The organism is Campylobacter concisus, assembly GCF_902460845.1.
Classification (GTDB): domain Bacteria; phylum Campylobacterota; class Campylobacteria; order Campylobacterales; family Campylobacteraceae; genus Campylobacter_A; species Campylobacter_A concisus_X.
Genome location: NZ_CABPVS010000003.1, coordinates 258,353 through 273,749 on the forward strand (window position 1 = coordinate 258,353; position 15,397 = coordinate 273,749).

The window sequence follows — 15,397 nt, forward strand, 5'->3', positions numbered from 1 at the left end:
AGTGGCTCAGGACTCTACTTTCTCTGTGTAGAAACAGAGGTTCAAATCCTCTAAGGGTCGCCAGATATTTTTTAAATTTTAGGTCGCTTAGCTCAGTTGGTAGAGCGCCACCCTTACAAGGTGGATGTCATAAGTTCGAGTCTTATAGCGACCACCATTTTAGGTGCAGCGGTAGTTCAGTTGGTTAGAATGCCGCCCTGTCACGGCGGAGGTCGCGGGTTCGAGCCCCGTCCGCTGCGCCATCTATTATTCTTTAACTTCCATTTTTCCCAGTTATTGCTATTCTTAAAAATAGTGTTTTTATTAAAAAATTTATGCTTTTAAAATTTATACGTAAGACAAATTAAAAATAAAATCTAAGTTATCGCCACTAAATTGCATATATTTAATCTAAAATTTCTAAATAATTGATACAAGACAAATCAAAATTAATATTTTTATCTCTAAGTTATCAAAAAATCAATATAATCGTAAAAAATTAATAAGGGAAATTTATGGCATTTGAAAATGTATTAAAAGCGATCGAAGATATAAAAAATGGCAAAATGGTAATTATGGTCGACGATGAGGACCGTGAGAATGAAGGAGACTTGGTCTTTTCGGCGACAAGCAGCGATATGCAAAAGGTAAATTTTGCAATCACTCATGCAAAAGGCGTGCTTTGCCTTGCGATGGATGAAGCAAACGCAAAAAGACTTGATTTGCCGCTAATGGTTTCTAAAAATACATCTAGTCACGAAACCGCATTTACTGTCACGATTGATGCAAAGGAAGCAACGACAGGCGTAAGTGCTTATGAGCGTGATATGACGATTAGACTTGCTGCTAATACTGATTCAGTGCCTGAAAATTTTGTAAGGCCTGGGCATATATTTCCGCTTATTGCAAAAAAAGGCGGCGTACTCGTTCGAACAGGTCACACTGAAGGATCAGTTGATCTTTGCAAACTTGCTGGCGTTAGTCCAATGGCAGCGATTTGCGAGATTGTAAAAGAAGATGGCACAATGGCAAGACGTGATTATCTGGAGGAATTCTGTAAAAAATTTAACCTAAATATGATAAGCGTTTCTGAATTAGTAGAATACAGACTTAGCCACGAAAGCCTAATAGAAGTTTCGCCCACAAAGAGTGTAAAAATCTGTGGTTTTGAAGCAAAAAGATATGACATAAAAGATCACGAAAATAAAAATCACGCTGCCTATATTTTCGGGGAGATAAAAGCGCAAACTAATGTAAAATTTCAAAAAATAAGTAAAGATCATGAGCTTTTAAGCGGAGATAAATTTGATAATTTATTAAAGTCGTTGGATTTTTTAAGTAAAAATGGTGGAGTGTTACTATTTTTAGACAGTAATAAAAGCGATGCAAGCTCACAAAAAGATTATGGCATTGGGGCACAAATTTTAAAGTATTTTGGTATAAGCGAGATTGAGCTTTTAAGCTCAAATAAAAATAAAGAATTTGTAAGCCTTGCAGGCTTTGGTCTTGATATAGAGGGCTATAAAGAAATTTAATTTTGCCATGTTCTATTTAATGCGGATATTAATCGTCCTAATAGCAAAATTCTTCACTTGGAAAAATTTTGCTCTTTACATCATTTGCGTAGGATTGCACACTCTTTCTTACAATATCCGCTCCATCAAGATAGCGTTTTACAAATTTTGGTTTAAAGTCTTCGAAAAACCCAAGCATGTCAGACCATACAAGCACCTGTCCATCGACGTTTACTCCAGATCCGATACCAATAACTGGTACATGAACTTGCTTTGTTATCTCACTGGCCACGCCACTCATCGTGCCCTCAAGTAAGATACCAAATGCTCCAGCTTGCTCAAACGCCAAAGCCTCTTCAATTAGTTTTTTTGCCTCGATCTCGCTTCTACCTTTTATCTTATAGCCACCTTCAAATTTATAAAACTGAGGCTTTAAGCCAATGTGAGCCATAACGTTTATGCCCTCTTCACAAAGGCGCTTCACTAAATTTACTTGGCGCATGCCAACTTCGAGCTTTACCGCATCGGCATTTGTTTGTTTGAAAAATTTCATCGCATTTTTTATAGCTTGCTTTTCATTTGTGTAGCTGCCAAATGGCATATCGGCCATGATAAAAGTATTTTTAGCTCCATTACAAACTGCCTTTGTATGATAAAGCATGGTATTCATGTCCGCACTTATCGTGCTTTCTTGCATATTAAAACTCATATTTAAGCTATCGCCAACCAAAATAATATCAGCATAATCATCAAAAAGCTTAGCAAATAACGCATCATAGGCAGTTATCATTACAATAGGCTCAATGCCTTTTTTATTTTTTATATCATTTATGCTTAGTTTTTTCTTCTGAGTTTTTTCATTTTTCATTGCAAGCTCCAAGGATTTTTAGCTAAAAGGCTAACAATTTTATCAAATTTTTGCTACAATTACGCCAATTTCTTAAGGACATAAAAATGGGTATATTAAAAAGGCTTGAAATAGATTACTCTTATGACATAGTTGAAGAATTTTTATCTCACTATGCTTTAATGTGCGATTTACTCGAGCCTTTGATAATAAATTTAGGAAGAGCTGATAAATATAAAGATAGTATCTTAGAGCTTACTAGGATTTTTCATAATATTAAATCAGCAGCAGGATTCATGCATCTTGATCCGATACTAAAGCTTACAACTTTAGCTGAAGAGATAACTCAAGAGGCAAGAAGTCTAAAGGGTCCAGCAAATGATAAATTTATAGATTGGTTGCTGCTTATTAGTGATCAGTTTAATAAATATAAAGATGACGTCGAGAACGATTTTGAATATTTTAGCGTTCTTGAGCCAAAAATCATTGATGTGCCTGCAAAACTTAACTAAATAATTCACTAACCATTTTATTTTTTGGGAGCGACTTGGCTTCGACAGGAGCAGAGTGTATACGGTGGCACGTCGCTTTGAGCAAAGCGTAAAAAGCTCAAATTAAATTTAAACGCAAACAACGTTAATTTCGCTCCTGCTTACGCTAAAGCTGCGTAAGTTCAGTTGAGCCTTGCTTAGTCTAATTCTAGCTAGGACAAAAGCAAGTAATTTAGCTAGAATAGGCTCGCAAAGTGACTGCTTGCTAGCTGAAATTTTAGTCTTAGTCTAAATTTTGGTTTTGGAAAGTGAGCCTTTTTAGATGAAATTTTCACTTTTGCTAAGCGTGTAGAGGCTGTATGCATTTTGTTTTTGGACAGGGGTTCGATCCCCCTCGCTTCCACCATTTTTATCTAAAATACAAATAATTTTTTATTAAATAGATTAAATTAAAAGAGTTCTTCTGACTCAAAATAATTTTGTGAAATATTTCGCTCTTTTTCATTAGTATTTACATGAAGCACGTAGTAACCTATCTGTGTGTTGCTAGCGTCTATTAATGGTACCACGCAAAAGTAGTGCGTTTTATAAACGTAAAATTCATATTCTTTAAAATTAATATCACGCAAAAAACCTACTATATTTAAATTTGCACTGCTTAAATTTTCGATGTAATAATCATTTAAAATTTGATCACTTGGAATGCTTTTACGTGATGGCATCTTGTCTTTAGCTAAAAGAACAAATAGATCAATTCCTTGCTTTTTAAAATAATTTCCAAGTGAGTCAAAATTTAACAAAACCTCGATGTTGCCAATAATTTTACCATCACGTACTACGTTTGAGACAGCCCTTAGATGCGTTCCGGCATACCACGCCTCGATACCGACCATGGGCTTGTTTTGATGCCTTGACTCTTGCACTAAAAACCTACTACTAGCGATCATATCGCCATATCTGTTTAGATCCCAACTCCTTACATAGCTTTTTAGATCTTTATCATAAATGTGAAGCTTAATGTTGTTATACATCGAAGCTGCACCAAGGGTTTTGGTTAAATTTTCGATATTTTTTATACATTCATCGCGGCTTTGCCCTAGCAAGCATATTTGTATGGATTCATTTTGAGCAAGCAAGATAGAGATCGCCATTGATGAAAATTTCTCATCATCTATACTTTTATTAAGCTGTTTTACCTGGTAATCAAAAAAGACTCGCATATTATTTTGCATCTTTTCAGCCATATAAGAGCTGTAAAGAAAGTAAAAAAGCCCTCCAAGCACTATGATAAAGATAAAAACGATATAGAAATTAAGATATTTTTTATATTTATTCAAAACTAGCCCTTAGCTTTTCTTCTAAAAATTTTGCAAATTTATCAAATTCTGGTAACGCAAGCTCGCTTTTTCTTTTTGGATTAGCCCAAACACTATCTGGAAAAAATGCGTCATCACTAAATCTAGCAATAACATGTATATGCACGTGTGGCACGTAGTTTCCAAAGCTTGCAATGTTTATTTTGGTTGGTTTATAAAACTCAAGCATCGCCTTTTCGCTTATAAGCATCGCTTCAAATAGCCTGGCTCTACTCGCTTCATCACAATCGCTTAGCTCACGAAATGGCTTAATGGTAAAAATTTTTATCCATGGAAGTTCATTGTCTTCACGCTCGATTTTTATAAATTTATCTTTATAGATCATATTTGTTCCTATTTTTATACAAAATTTCTCTCTCTTAAAAGCGTATAAAGCTTAATAGTCGAGATAAAAAATGTCACGATCGCTGGTCCAAGGATCACGCCCCAAAACCCAAATGTCGTGATACCTGCAAGCATCGCAAAGAATATAAGAAGCTCATTTATCTTTGTTGGTATTTTAACCAGCTTCGAGTTTATAAATTTAATAACAAGTGGCTTTAAAAGCGTATCAGCTGCAAATGAGATCACTACGATCGTATAAATTGCGATAGTTATCGCTGCTGCTGTGTTGCCATTTGCAAACTCATAAATGCTAATAGGCCCCCATGCCAAAATACCGCCAACAACTGGAATAAGCGAAGCAAAGCTAAAAAAGATGCCAGTTAGCACGCCGTCATAGCCGTAAAAGCTTGTGATAATAGCAAATAAAAAGCCTTGGATTATCATATTTGCGATAGTTGAATAAAAAACCACACTCATCACGTTGCCAACTTCGCTTAAAATAGACTCTGTGTCATCTTGTTTTAGCGGAAGTGCATATTTTAGATAGCTGATTAGTTCATTGCCATAAAGATTACAAAAGAAGAAAAAGACCAAAATAATAATCATATCAAAGCCAAATTTAAGGCTTAACTTACCTAGACTTGCAAGATTTGTCGCAAGTTGAGAAAAAAGCATCTTAATATCAAGTCCGCCGATAAATTCTTTTATCTTTGGCTCTAAAAAATTTATCGACTCAGGCATCCTAAAATCATAATTTTTGATAAATTCGATAGTCTTTGTGACATTGTTTATATCAAAGCCAGCTGCGTATTTTGCGATCTCAACCACTGCATAAAGAAGTGGGGCGATAAATAAGCAAAGAAGCACCGACGTGGTAAGAGCCGATGAAAGCGTCTTGCGGTTTTTAGTGAGCGATAAAAATGCGATTTGGACATTCGAAACCGCGACAGCAAGCAGTGCTGCGATAAAAATATCAAGCAGATATGGTTTAAAAAGATAGACCACCAAAGCTAAAGCGCAAAATACAAAAATTCCAAAAAATAGTCTATTGTTCATCTCGCTCCCTTAAAATGGGGTAATTATAGCAAATTTATCAAAGCTGCTCATTTGCTTCCCAAATTTGCTCAATCTCTTTGCCATCAAGCTTGCAAAGCTAGCAAGTGTGGCTAGGCTTTGGGTATTTTCAGCATGCTACTGGCGCTTAGTAAATTTAGATAAATTTATAGTTTTACGCAAAATTTCTAGCTCAAAAGCTCCTACAAATTTAGCCTTTTACGTGCACTGAAAATTTGCCCCGACGATCTCGCACTTATCACAAATTTGCATATAGATCGTGCCCTCGCCGTCTATCAACGCGCCAAGAGGAATTTGTGCTAGATATTTCATGCTTTTGCTACATTTTGGACATTTTAAATGCTCAGCATCTTGCTCCCACTGCGGATATCCACCAAGCAAAATTTCGCTATCTATCATATATGAGTAGTGAGCGCAAACCTCGCTAGCTAGCTCGAAATTTTGCCCATCGAGCGTTGCCACAGCATCTCTTAAATAATCTTCGCTATCACCCTCGCCTACTACCTCTGTTTGCACGCTATTGTCATCATTTTGGCAAAAGTACTGCACAAGGCCAACGCATGTTGGGCAAAATTTAAGCACAGCATCGTTTTTTAGCTCTAGTCCAAGTCGCTTTAGACTCTCTTTTTTGATGATAAATTCCAGCATCTCACCGCTACAAAATTTACATTTTTCATCGCTTAGTGCTTTAAATTTAATGCTTGCATCTGCATTTTGGCTTGGCCCACATGTAAAACATTTATCAAAAACTAGGCTTCTTCTCTTGCCACTCTCGTCAAAGCTCCAGCCAGCAACCTGCGCATATCCGTCCATATCAACATGAAGCTTCGCCCTCCAAGGCTTTGGCGCATTATAGAGCTTAAAAAATAGCTCCCTTACCACCTCATCGCCCTGCCAGGCAAGTGCGCAAAGGATGTGATTTATTTTTACGATATTTTCAGCGCCATTAAGCCTATTTATGAGCTCATCTCTCACGTCGCTTGGGGCGTTTTTGTAAATTTCAAATGGGTAGTACTCGCCCTGCTTGGTCACTTCTCTTATTATCTGCTCATCACAAATGCCGTGTAGGTAGAAAATATAGACAAGATCGCTATAAATTTCATCATATTTGCCTATCTCGTCTGTGTGAGCTAGGACATTTTTTAGCTTTTGTTTGATCTCATCTTCGCTTAAGCCTTGATAAAACTCCAACTTCTCTTTTTGCCTGCAATCATAGCAGATCCCGTCAAAGTAAATCGTCCTTTGCTCGCACTTAGGACAAAGATATGGCTCGCCCATTTTTGCTCCAAATTTAAATTTCGCTACTCAAAAAGCCCTTTTTCGATATCTATCTTGACGTTAAAGGTTTCAAAGCACTTCGCACTCGCGATTCTACCCTTTGCAGTGCGCTCGATAAAGCCATTTGCAAGCAGGTATGGCTCGATGACGTCCTCAACCGTGCCCTCGTCCTCGCTAAGTGCTGCTGCAATCGTGCTAAGTCCCATAGGACGGCGCCTTGCTTGCATCAAAATTTCTAAATACCTAATATCCATCTCGTCAAATCCAAGCGAATTTACACCAAGTGCGTTAAGTCCCTCTTTTGCGCGCTCGTGGCTGATGATTTGCTCGTCATTTACCTCAGCAAAGTCGCGAATTCGCTTTAATAGCCTAAGAGCGATCCTAGGCGTGGCACGTGAGCGTTTGGCGATCTCTAAAGAGGCGTTTTTGTCGCACTCTTTACCAAGCTTAGCTGAGGCGATCTGTACGATACGGCTTAGCTCGCTACTTGTATAAAACTGGAGTCTAAAATCCATCCCAAAGCGGTCTCTTAAAGGCGCTGAGATCATGCCAGCACGCGTCGTTGCGCCTATTAGCGTAAATTTTGGCAAGTCTATCTTGATAGTCTGGGCAGCTGGTCCTGAGCCTATGATAATGTCTAGCCTAAAGTCCTCCATCGCAGGGTAAAGCACCTCCTCAATAGCTGGGCTTAGGCGGTGGATCTCATCGATAAAAAGCACGTCGCCCTCTTGTAAATTTGTAAGGATTGCCGCCAGGTCGCCACTCTTTTCTATCATCGGTGCTGCGGTCATTTTGATACTCACGCCCATTTCGTTTGCTATGATGTGAGCAAGGGTTGTTTTACCAAGTCCTGGAGGGCCGTAAAATAGCACGTGATCTAGGCATTCATTTCGCTTTTTGGCTGCTTTTATAAAGACATCTAAATTTTGCTTGATCTTTTCTTGTCCGATGTAGTCTTCAAATTTTGTCGGTCTAAGTGAGACTTCAAAGTCATTTTCAAAGCTTACTTTTTCGATTTCAACGATTCTATCCAAAGTTTTTCCTTCTAAATTTAAGGCTTCATTTTACGCTTTTATGCTTAATTTAAGCTCGTTTAAATTTATAATAAAAGGTGCTACCCTCGCCGTAGACGCTATCAACGCCGTATGTAATGCCATGTTTTTGGCAAATTTCACTGACGATATTTAGCCCAAGGCCAAAGCCGCCTTGGATTTCATCCTCTCTGACGTATCTTTTCCAGACCTTTTTGACGTCCTTTATCCCCTTGCCAAAGTCTTGCACGCTAAGCTTTATGCGCTCATTCTCAAAGCTTAAATTTATTAGTATCTCGCTCTCTTTTTGACTGTATTTTATAGCGTTTGTGATGGTGTTGTCGATGATACGCTGAGCTTCGACCTTGCTTAGCATAGTAAATGCATCGCTTGCCAAATTTGTCTTTACCACGATGTGCTTGACATCAGCCACGCTTGAGAGAAATTTCACTCGCTCTTTGACGTAGTCGCCTAAATTTAGCCTCTCAAGTGGGAATTTGATATAGCCTCGCTTTATGAAATACTCGACATCTTCGTAGGTTATTTGCATCTGTTTTAGGGCGTTTTTGATGCGAGTTATATACTTGTTTTCAAGCCCAAGCATCTCAAGATTCATACCAGCTACACCAAGTGGAGTCTTTAGCTCATGCATGGCGTCGTTAAAGAAGTTATTCATATATTTTTGAAACTCTTTATAAGGCTTAACGCTGCTTAGATATAAGAAATATACGATAAAAAGCACCGCTACAAGGATGACAAGGAGCATAAGTGCCGCTAGAAATATACTTTTTTCATTATCAAGCTCTTTTTCAACGACAATGTAATAAGGCGTTTTATCCTTTATAAAAAAGCTTTTATAAAACAAGCAGCCATTTTCTTCAAGTGTTACAAATTTAAAGTTGCTTGGCTGCCTGGAGAGATTTGAAATAATTGGATTAAAATTTACATCATAGATCGCAAATTTATAATTTAAAGAAGGAGTTATATTTTCATTTTTTAAAAACGAATTTTTGATAATAGTTTCATGCTTCATCGCACCAAAAAGAGCTTTTGAAGTGCTATTTTTTTGACTTAAATTTAAGATCACAAAGCTTTGAAAACAAAAAAGCGACATTATCACAAATGTCGCTATGATCTGAACCTTAAAGCTCTTGTGCATCTATCTTATAGCCTATACGCCTCTTTGAAGTGATAAAGTCACTAGTTGTTTTGTTTCTTATCTTTAAAACGTGCATTCTAATATCAGCGCCTTCTATTTCTTTGTCATTCCAGACAAGATCTCTTAGTTCTTCCATGCTGACGTAAGAATTTAGATGTGAAACTAGACACTCAACAAGTGCGACTTCTTTTGCACTAAGATCGACCATTTTGCCGTTTTTAAATAGCGCACGCTTGTTTAGATTAAAGCTAAACTCGTCATTGATCTTTACTATGTTCTTATCATCAGTACCATAGTATTTTCTCATAAGCTCAGTTACTCTAAATTTAAGCTCAGCAAGCTCAAATGGCTTTTTTAGGTATTCATTACAGCCAAGCTCATAGCCAATAGCCATATCGCCTATATCAACTAAAGATGTTGTTATCATGATAGGAGCGTTTGGATTTAAACTCCTTATGTACTTGATAACTTCATGTCCATTTACACCAGGGACTTTTATATCAAGTATAAAAAGATGATAGAAATTTTTCTCTATCAGATCACACGCCTCTTGGCCATCGCTCACCGCTGTAACTTCATAACCAAGCGTCTGTAAAAACTCACAGACGCTCTCTTGAAACCCTAAATCATCTTCTAAAAGTAAAATTTTCAAATCTCTCTCCTAAAAAATAAGTTTTATTAAGATTTAGCCCTATTGTAATATTTAATAGGTAAATTCAAAATTAAAATTATTTTTTAAGCATTAAATAAAAATTTGCCCTGCATAGACAATGTAATACCTTAGCAAAAAGACGCCACATATTACGAATAATGCGTTGATCACGGCAAATTCGCGTTTAAAATCATGCATCTTTAAAACGCTTAAGTCTAAAATGATAGGCAAAGCCATACCAAAACCAATAACGCCAATATAAAACATTAGCCCAAGAGAATTTGCGCTAAGCGCGTTTGCTACGCTCTCCGCACCACTTGTGCTTGCACTTTTTACAACCATAAACAGAGCAACTATGAGCAAAAACTCGGCAATAATCGCAAAAAAATCAAATTTTAATAAATAGTGTGCAATATCGTTTTGTCTTTTTGCCTTATCTTTTAGCACGCCAACAAGTAGCGTAAATGCACCAGCACAACTCAAGCCTGATACTAAAAATAATACCGGCAAGACCGATGTATTCCAAAGTGCGATCTTGTGAGCTGCACTTAGCAAAAAACCTGTATATGCACCAACGCCAATGCCTAGGATAAAAAGCAAAATTTCAAGTAGGTTTGAAAGCTTGCTAGCAAAATTTGCAACCACGTCAAAAAGAGAAATTTTAAGCATTGCAATCTCGTTTTTAAATGCACCAAGCGCGTATATAACGCTAAGAGGCGTATAGACTAGAAGCAGTGCAACGCCTATTGACATGACCGAGTCGAAGTTGTAAAGCAAAAGTATCCAGTAAAAGCTAAGCGGCTTGCCAAGATCAAGCACCAAAAGAGCAAGTCCAAGGACGATCGCCACTGGAGCGATAAGAGCAGCTGCTTTAAAGTAATAATTCTCTTTGCCATATTTTTTTGAAATAAGCACAGCAACGATGCTAGCACCCGCACTAAGTCCTGCTAAAAATAGATAAACGGCTATCGGCCAACCCCAGTAAATTTCAGAGTATTGAGCTAGGCTTCCTGACATGTTATTCATGGTGTGCTCCTTTTGTATTTGCGATCATCGCAAGTGAAGGTTTTGTATTTAGCTCCGCTTTTGGCAAGTAGTATTTACTCTCTTTTAATTTCTTTGAAATTTTAGAATTTTCATCATTTACATCGCCAAAAGTTAGGGCATTTGTAGGGCAGACGCTAACGCAAGCTGGCTCTTTGCCCTCTTCTAGCCTACTCTCATAGCAAAATGTGCATTTGCCTATCTCGCCATTTGGTAAGACGTAGCGAGCGTCGTATGGACAGGCTAGGATGCAGTATTTGCAACTAACACAAATTCTATGATCAAGCAGCGTAACGCCGTCAGCTGTTTTAAAGCTAGCGCCAGTTGGGCAAACCTCAACACAAGGTGCATCTTCGCACATAACGCAACTTTGACGTAAAAAGTCAGTCTTTAAATTTGGAAATGTCCCACTCATCTTCGCATGCACCTGCAAGCGGTAAAGCCCCCTCGGCACGTTGTTTGCACTTCTGCAAGCTACCGAGCAGCCTTGACAGCCGATGCATAAATTTTCATCATGTATCATCATATATTTTTTCATTTTCTATCCTTACGCTTTACTTATACTAACGCCAACATTTGTAACCATAGTCGCAGCCACTGGGCCTTCAGCTGGATTAAGAAGCACACTTGTGTTAAGCCCCACGTGATCTATGCTCTTAAGAGCTGGGGTGATGTGTCCAAAGCCGTGATAGATAAAGAGTGTATCTTCTCTAATGCCCTCAGTTACCATAAGCTTGCCCTTTTGCTCGCCAAATTTATTTTTCACCACGACCATGTCGCCATCACGTAAATTTTTACGTTTAGCTGTTTTTGGATTTATCCAGATAGGGCTATCACTCATAAGATCATGAAGCGACGGCACCGCCTGAGTATGTCCATTGGTATGAATAGGCGTTTTGCCACAAGTTAGACAAAGATCATGCCCATCAAACGTGTCCATATCTTTATCATTTAGCGCGCCATATCCTGCAAACTGCGCTTCGACATCAGGCAAAAATAGCTCTATCTTGCCGCTTTTTGTTTTAAGCTTAGCCATATCGTCCATTAGTCCATTTTCACCTACAAATTTAGATGCGACTGGATATTTAGCGATAAATTTCTCAATCATGCCTTTTTCTCTAAACAAAATTCCCGGCTCATCCCACGTAATAAAGCCATCTTTTTCCAGCGCAGCAAGTAAATTTACATCTCCACCAGCTTGCTGCATCCTAAACTCACGTATGTCGTTCCAAGTGTAAAGCTCATCTATCTTCATGCGGCGTGCTAGCTCTCTAAAGATAAACGCTCCATCTTTTGTGTCGCCAACTGGATCAATAACCTTATTTCTTATCATATAAGCTGGCTTTAGACCTGACTTATCCTCTATGCCCTCGTCGCGCTCAAGGTAGCTGCTCTCAGGCAAGATGACATCGGCAAAGGTCGCCATATCGTTTAGATAGATATCGCTTACTACGATGAGATCAAGCTTCTTCATCGCTTCTATGCTCTTCATCGTTTCAGCCACGTTTATGAGGTGGTTAAAGCGGATGTTAAACCAACCTTTTATGGCGTATGGTTTCTCGTTTAAGATAGCGTTATCTATATCCATCAAAACGCCGTGTTTTCTGCTTACAAATTTATGCGCTCCAGCCTCGCCAGCGAAGTCTAGTCTAGTGACTTTTGGCACTTTAAATTTATCATCTGGGTTTTTAAGGACTGGAAATTTATCCTCACCAACTAGCTTGTTAAAGGTTTTTGCATTTTTGCCACCAAAAAGACCGCCTTTGACCTCCCAGTTGCCCATCATCGCATTTGCCACCATGATGGCTTTTGTTCTCATATATTCAGCTCTTGTGGTAGTTGTCTTGTGACCAAAGTCTATGATGACTCTTGGAGCAGCTTTGTAAATTTCATCAGCGATGCGTCTAACATCACTTGCTTTTATGCCAGTGATTGCCTCTTGCCACTCAGGCGTTTTGCCCTCGACGCTCTTTACGATCTCATCAAAGCCGGTTGTAAATTTCTCAATAAATTCTTTATCGTAAGTACCATTTTGTATCCAACTGTTGATAAGTGCTAGAACAAAAGCGAGATCGGTGCCAGGTTTAACTGGTAGCCACTCATCAGCCTTTGAAGCTACAACGCTAAATCTTGGTTCAAGCACGAGCAACTTTGTATCTTTGCTGGCTGCAAATTTAGCAAGCTTTTTTGCATCAGCTATAACGATACCCTCAAAGAGGTTGTGCCCCAAAATTTACAACATATTTTGCATTTGCAAAGTCCCTTTTTAGTTTAGCTATGCCATACATCTGCTCACAGACCATTTGGTAGGTGATCGGGCAGCATGAAAAGTGGGAAAAGCAGTTTGGCGAGCCGTAAGCTGAGGCAAAATTTACCATCAGCTTATGCGTTTGCGAGCTTTTACAGGTAAATACAAAGCTTTCAGGGCCATACTTTTGCTTGATATCAAGCATCTTTGAAGCGACATAGTCAAGCGCCTCGTCCCAGCTAACCTCACGCCACTTGTTCTCACCTCTTTCACCAGCTCTAATTAACGGCTTTTTGATCCTATTTTCATCATAAAGCTGACTAAGGCCTGAGCCGCCTCTTGCACAAAGAGAGGTTGCCGTGCCGCCAGCTTTTGGATTGCCACTTAAGAAGCGAACTTTGCCATCAACGACTTTTGCTTCGATAGGACACCTTGAAGAGCACATCTCACAAAAGCTATGAACGTGCTTTTCACCTCCATTTGTAGCACCTTGCAAAACACCACCTGATAGAGATGATGCAGCTGCGCTAACTCCTGCACTGAATTTTAAAAATTCTCGTCTATTTAAGCTCATCTTTCTCCCTTTAAAGATATTTGCCTTTAGTTATTCTAGTATTTAAAGTTGAAAATAAAATTAAATTTTACTTAATATTTATATTTAGATTTTTAGTTTTAAAAAATGAGCATTCTAATATCAAAATGAATAAAATTCTAAAAATGATAGATTTAATTAATATAATTTTTAACGCGATCTTATAAAAATTTTGAATATAAAATTTTGATTAAGGATTTTGAATAGAAATTAAAAATTTTAAAGGGATTTAAAAAGCCGAGAGAGATCTCGGCTTAAGTTTGATTTAAAATACTTATAAAAGTATCGGAGCTATCAAAAATCCAAGTGCGACAGAAAAAGCAATAGCTAAAACACCTGGAATAAAAAATGAGTGGTTAAATATATATTTACCTATCCTAGTTGTTCCAGTATCATCCATTTGAACGGCTCCAAGAAGTGTCGGATATGTTGGCAACACAAACAATGCTGAAACTGCAGCAAATGATGCAACCAAAATATATGCATCGCCGTTATTTGCAGCAGTTAAACCAAGTGCGGCTATAACTGTAGGAATAAGTGCCTTTGCGGTAGCAGCTTGAGAATAAAGAAGCATACTAGCAAAAAATAGCGCAACAGCTAGCATAAATGGATAGTCTTTAACAAAATCACCTGCAAAATTTTTGATCGCATCGGTGTGATTTACCACAAAAGTATCTCCAAGCCACGCTACACCTAGCACGCAGACGCACGCGGTCATACCGCTTTTAAATGTAGCTGTATTAAATAGCTTATCGACTTTAACGCCACAAGTTAGTGTGATTAAAGTAGCGATAACTAGCATAAAGCTCATAATAGCGTTATCTCTAGTTAATACCAACACCTTTGTAGGCTTATCTGGATCTTCTACATATTTTACATTAGTAGTTGAGTCAGTTTTGACTTTTATATCTTTTGCGACAAGTTCATTAAATTTATCTGGACTTTTGGTCTCATAAATTTTTTCATAGCCTGTTACATAGCTTGGTTTTATCCAGCCTACGTTTTTACTAATAGCAGTAGCATATAAAACGACAGAGATAACACCAACTAGGAATATTAAAACAGATAGTTTAGCTCCTTTTGGAAGCTCTTTTTTCTCTTCGATTTTAACATCTTTGATTAGCCCTTCTTTAAGTCTTCTTTGATACTCTTTATCGCTACTTAGATCAAGGTTATAAAATATATTTATAACAAGAGCTGTTAGCATACAACCAATAAAAGTTGTAGGTATCCAGATAGCTAATAGTAATGGATAGCTGATGCCAAGTCCACCCAAAGCATGCTCACCAGCCATAAATACAACCGCTGCTGAAACTGGGCTTGCAGTAATGGCTATCTGACTAGCAACAACAGCTATACTAAGAGGCGCGCTAGGCTTAATATTTTGCGTCTTTGCAACTTCAGTAATAACTGGAATCATAGAAAATGCTGTGTGTCCAGTACCAGCAAATACAGTTAGCAAGTAAGTGACAACTGGGGCTAAGAAATTTATGTATTTTGGATGTTTTCTTAGTATCCCTTCGGCTATTTGCACTAAATAATCAAGACCACCAGCTACTTGCATCGCTGTAATAGCAGCTATAACGGACATGATGATTAAAATAACATCCCAAGGTATACTACCTGCTTTTAATCCAAGTCCTAAAGTTAAAACTACGACGCCAATGCCACCAGCATAACCAATGGCCATACCGCCTAGTCTAACACCCAAGAATATCGCACCAAAGAGTACGATCAACTGTAATATCAATGAAATATCCATTGAAAACTCCTCTATTAAATTTTATA

13 protein-coding genes, 2 tRNA genes, 1 other RNA gene and 1 pseudogene are annotated in these 15,397 nt (G+C 38.0%); 5 read left to right on the forward strand and 12 right to left on the reverse strand.

Annotated features, from left to right (window positions below; translation table 11 throughout):
* The first annotated feature begins 81 nt into the window (after positions 1-81).
* From F3H00_RS04385 to F3H00_RS04395, 3 genes are all read left to right on the forward strand, one after another.
* Positions 82-157: transfer RNA gene (locus F3H00_RS04385), tRNA-Val, on the forward strand.
* A gap of 8 nt (positions 158-165) precedes the next feature.
* A tRNA-Asp gene (locus F3H00_RS04390) sits at positions 166-242 on the forward strand.
* A gap of 252 nt (positions 243-494) precedes the next feature.
* Positions 495-1,514 (forward strand): bifunctional 3,4-dihydroxy-2-butanone 4-phosphate synthase/GTP cyclohydrolase II, encoded by a 1,020-nt coding sequence (locus F3H00_RS04395; protein WP_148800141.1) that lies wholly within the window; start codon positions 495-497, stop codon positions 1,512-1,514.
* Positions 1,515-1,551: 37 nt separating this feature from the next.
* On the opposite strand, the gene panB is transcribed toward F3H00_RS04395, so the two are convergent.
* On the reverse strand, positions 1,552-2,361 hold the full coding sequence (gene panB, locus F3H00_RS04400; protein ID WP_148800144.1) for a 3-methyl-2-oxobutanoate hydroxymethyltransferase: 810 nt from the start codon (positions 2,359-2,361) through the stop codon (positions 1,552-1,554).
* A gap of 86 nt (positions 2,362-2,447) precedes the next feature.
* Between panB and F3H00_RS04405 the strand changes: the two genes are divergently transcribed.
* Together F3H00_RS04405 and ssrA are read left to right on the forward strand one after the other, a co-directional pair.
* Complete coding sequence (locus tag F3H00_RS04405) at positions 2,448-2,852, forward strand: histidine phosphotransferase (RefSeq protein ID WP_035167557.1); 405 nt, start codon at positions 2,448-2,450, stop codon at positions 2,850-2,852.
* Positions 2,853-2,878: 26 nt separating this feature from the next.
* Positions 2,879-3,237, forward strand: a transfer-messenger RNA (tmRNA) gene (gene ssrA / locus F3H00_RS04410).
* Between the two features lie 43 nt (positions 3,238-3,280).
* On the opposite strand, the gene F3H00_RS04415 is transcribed toward ssrA, so the two are convergent.
* The 11 genes and pseudogenes from F3H00_RS04415 to F3H00_RS04465 form a co-directional block, all read right to left on the reverse strand.
* Positions 3,281-4,168 (reverse strand): cache domain-containing protein, encoded by an 888-nt coding sequence (locus F3H00_RS04415; protein ID WP_149703725.1) that lies wholly within the window; start codon positions 4,166-4,168, stop codon positions 3,281-3,283.
* Positions 4,161-4,532, reverse strand: coding sequence for an HIT family protein (locus F3H00_RS04420; RefSeq protein WP_148800150.1), 372 nt, complete (start codon positions 4,530-4,532; stop codon positions 4,161-4,163). The genes F3H00_RS04415 and F3H00_RS04420 overlap by 8 nt, the downstream gene beginning before the upstream one ends.
* Before the next feature lie 14 nt (positions 4,533-4,546).
* Positions 4,547-5,587 carry an AI-2E family transporter gene (locus tag F3H00_RS04425; RefSeq protein WP_148800153.1) on the reverse strand — a complete coding sequence of 347 codons (1,041 nt, stop codon included), beginning with the start codon at positions 5,585-5,587 and terminating at the stop codon, positions 4,547-4,549.
* Between the two features lie 216 nt (positions 5,588-5,803).
* A complete protein-coding gene (locus F3H00_RS04430; RefSeq protein WP_148800156.1) occupies positions 5,804-6,883 on the reverse strand; it encodes a cytochrome C in 1,080 nt (359 codons plus the stop codon).
* Positions 6,884-6,906: 23 nt separating this feature from the next.
* Entirely contained in the window at positions 6,907-7,917 is a 1,011-nt protein-coding gene (gene ruvB, locus F3H00_RS04435) for a Holliday junction branch migration DNA helicase RuvB (protein WP_021090089.1), read from the reverse strand.
* Positions 7,918-7,966: 49 nt separating this feature from the next.
* On the reverse strand, positions 7,967-9,073 hold the full coding sequence (locus tag F3H00_RS04440; protein ID WP_103576260.1) for a sensor histidine kinase: 1,107 nt from the start codon (positions 9,071-9,073) through the stop codon (positions 7,967-7,969).
* Positions 9,057-9,725, reverse strand: a complete 669-nt coding sequence (locus F3H00_RS04445) for a response regulator transcription factor (RefSeq protein ID WP_021091644.1) — start codon at positions 9,723-9,725, stop codon at positions 9,057-9,059. Before F3H00_RS04445 ends, F3H00_RS04440 begins: the two co-directional genes overlap by 17 nt.
* Positions 9,726-9,815: 90 nt before the next feature.
* Positions 9,816-10,751, reverse strand: coding sequence for an NrfD/PsrC family molybdoenzyme membrane anchor subunit (gene nrfD, locus F3H00_RS04450; protein WP_148800162.1), 936 nt, complete (start codon positions 10,749-10,751; stop codon positions 9,816-9,818).
* Positions 10,744-11,307 carry a 4Fe-4S dicluster domain-containing protein gene (locus F3H00_RS04455; protein ID WP_072595164.1) on the reverse strand — a complete coding sequence of 188 codons (564 nt, stop codon included), beginning with the start codon at positions 11,305-11,307 and terminating at the stop codon, positions 10,744-10,746. Before F3H00_RS04455 ends, nrfD begins: the two co-directional genes overlap by 8 nt.
* 9 nt (positions 11,308-11,316) lie before the next feature.
* Positions 11,317-13,591 (reverse strand): annotated as a pseudogene (phsA, locus tag F3H00_RS04460) (thiosulfate reductase PhsA).
* A 292-nt stretch (positions 13,592-13,883) separates the two neighbouring features.
* Positions 13,884-15,371: an anaerobic C4-dicarboxylate transporter gene (locus F3H00_RS04465; RefSeq protein ID WP_054196953.1), complete on the reverse strand. Its 1,488-nt coding sequence runs from the start codon at positions 15,369-15,371 to the stop codon at positions 13,884-13,886.
* Positions 15,372-15,397 lie beyond the last annotated feature (26 nt).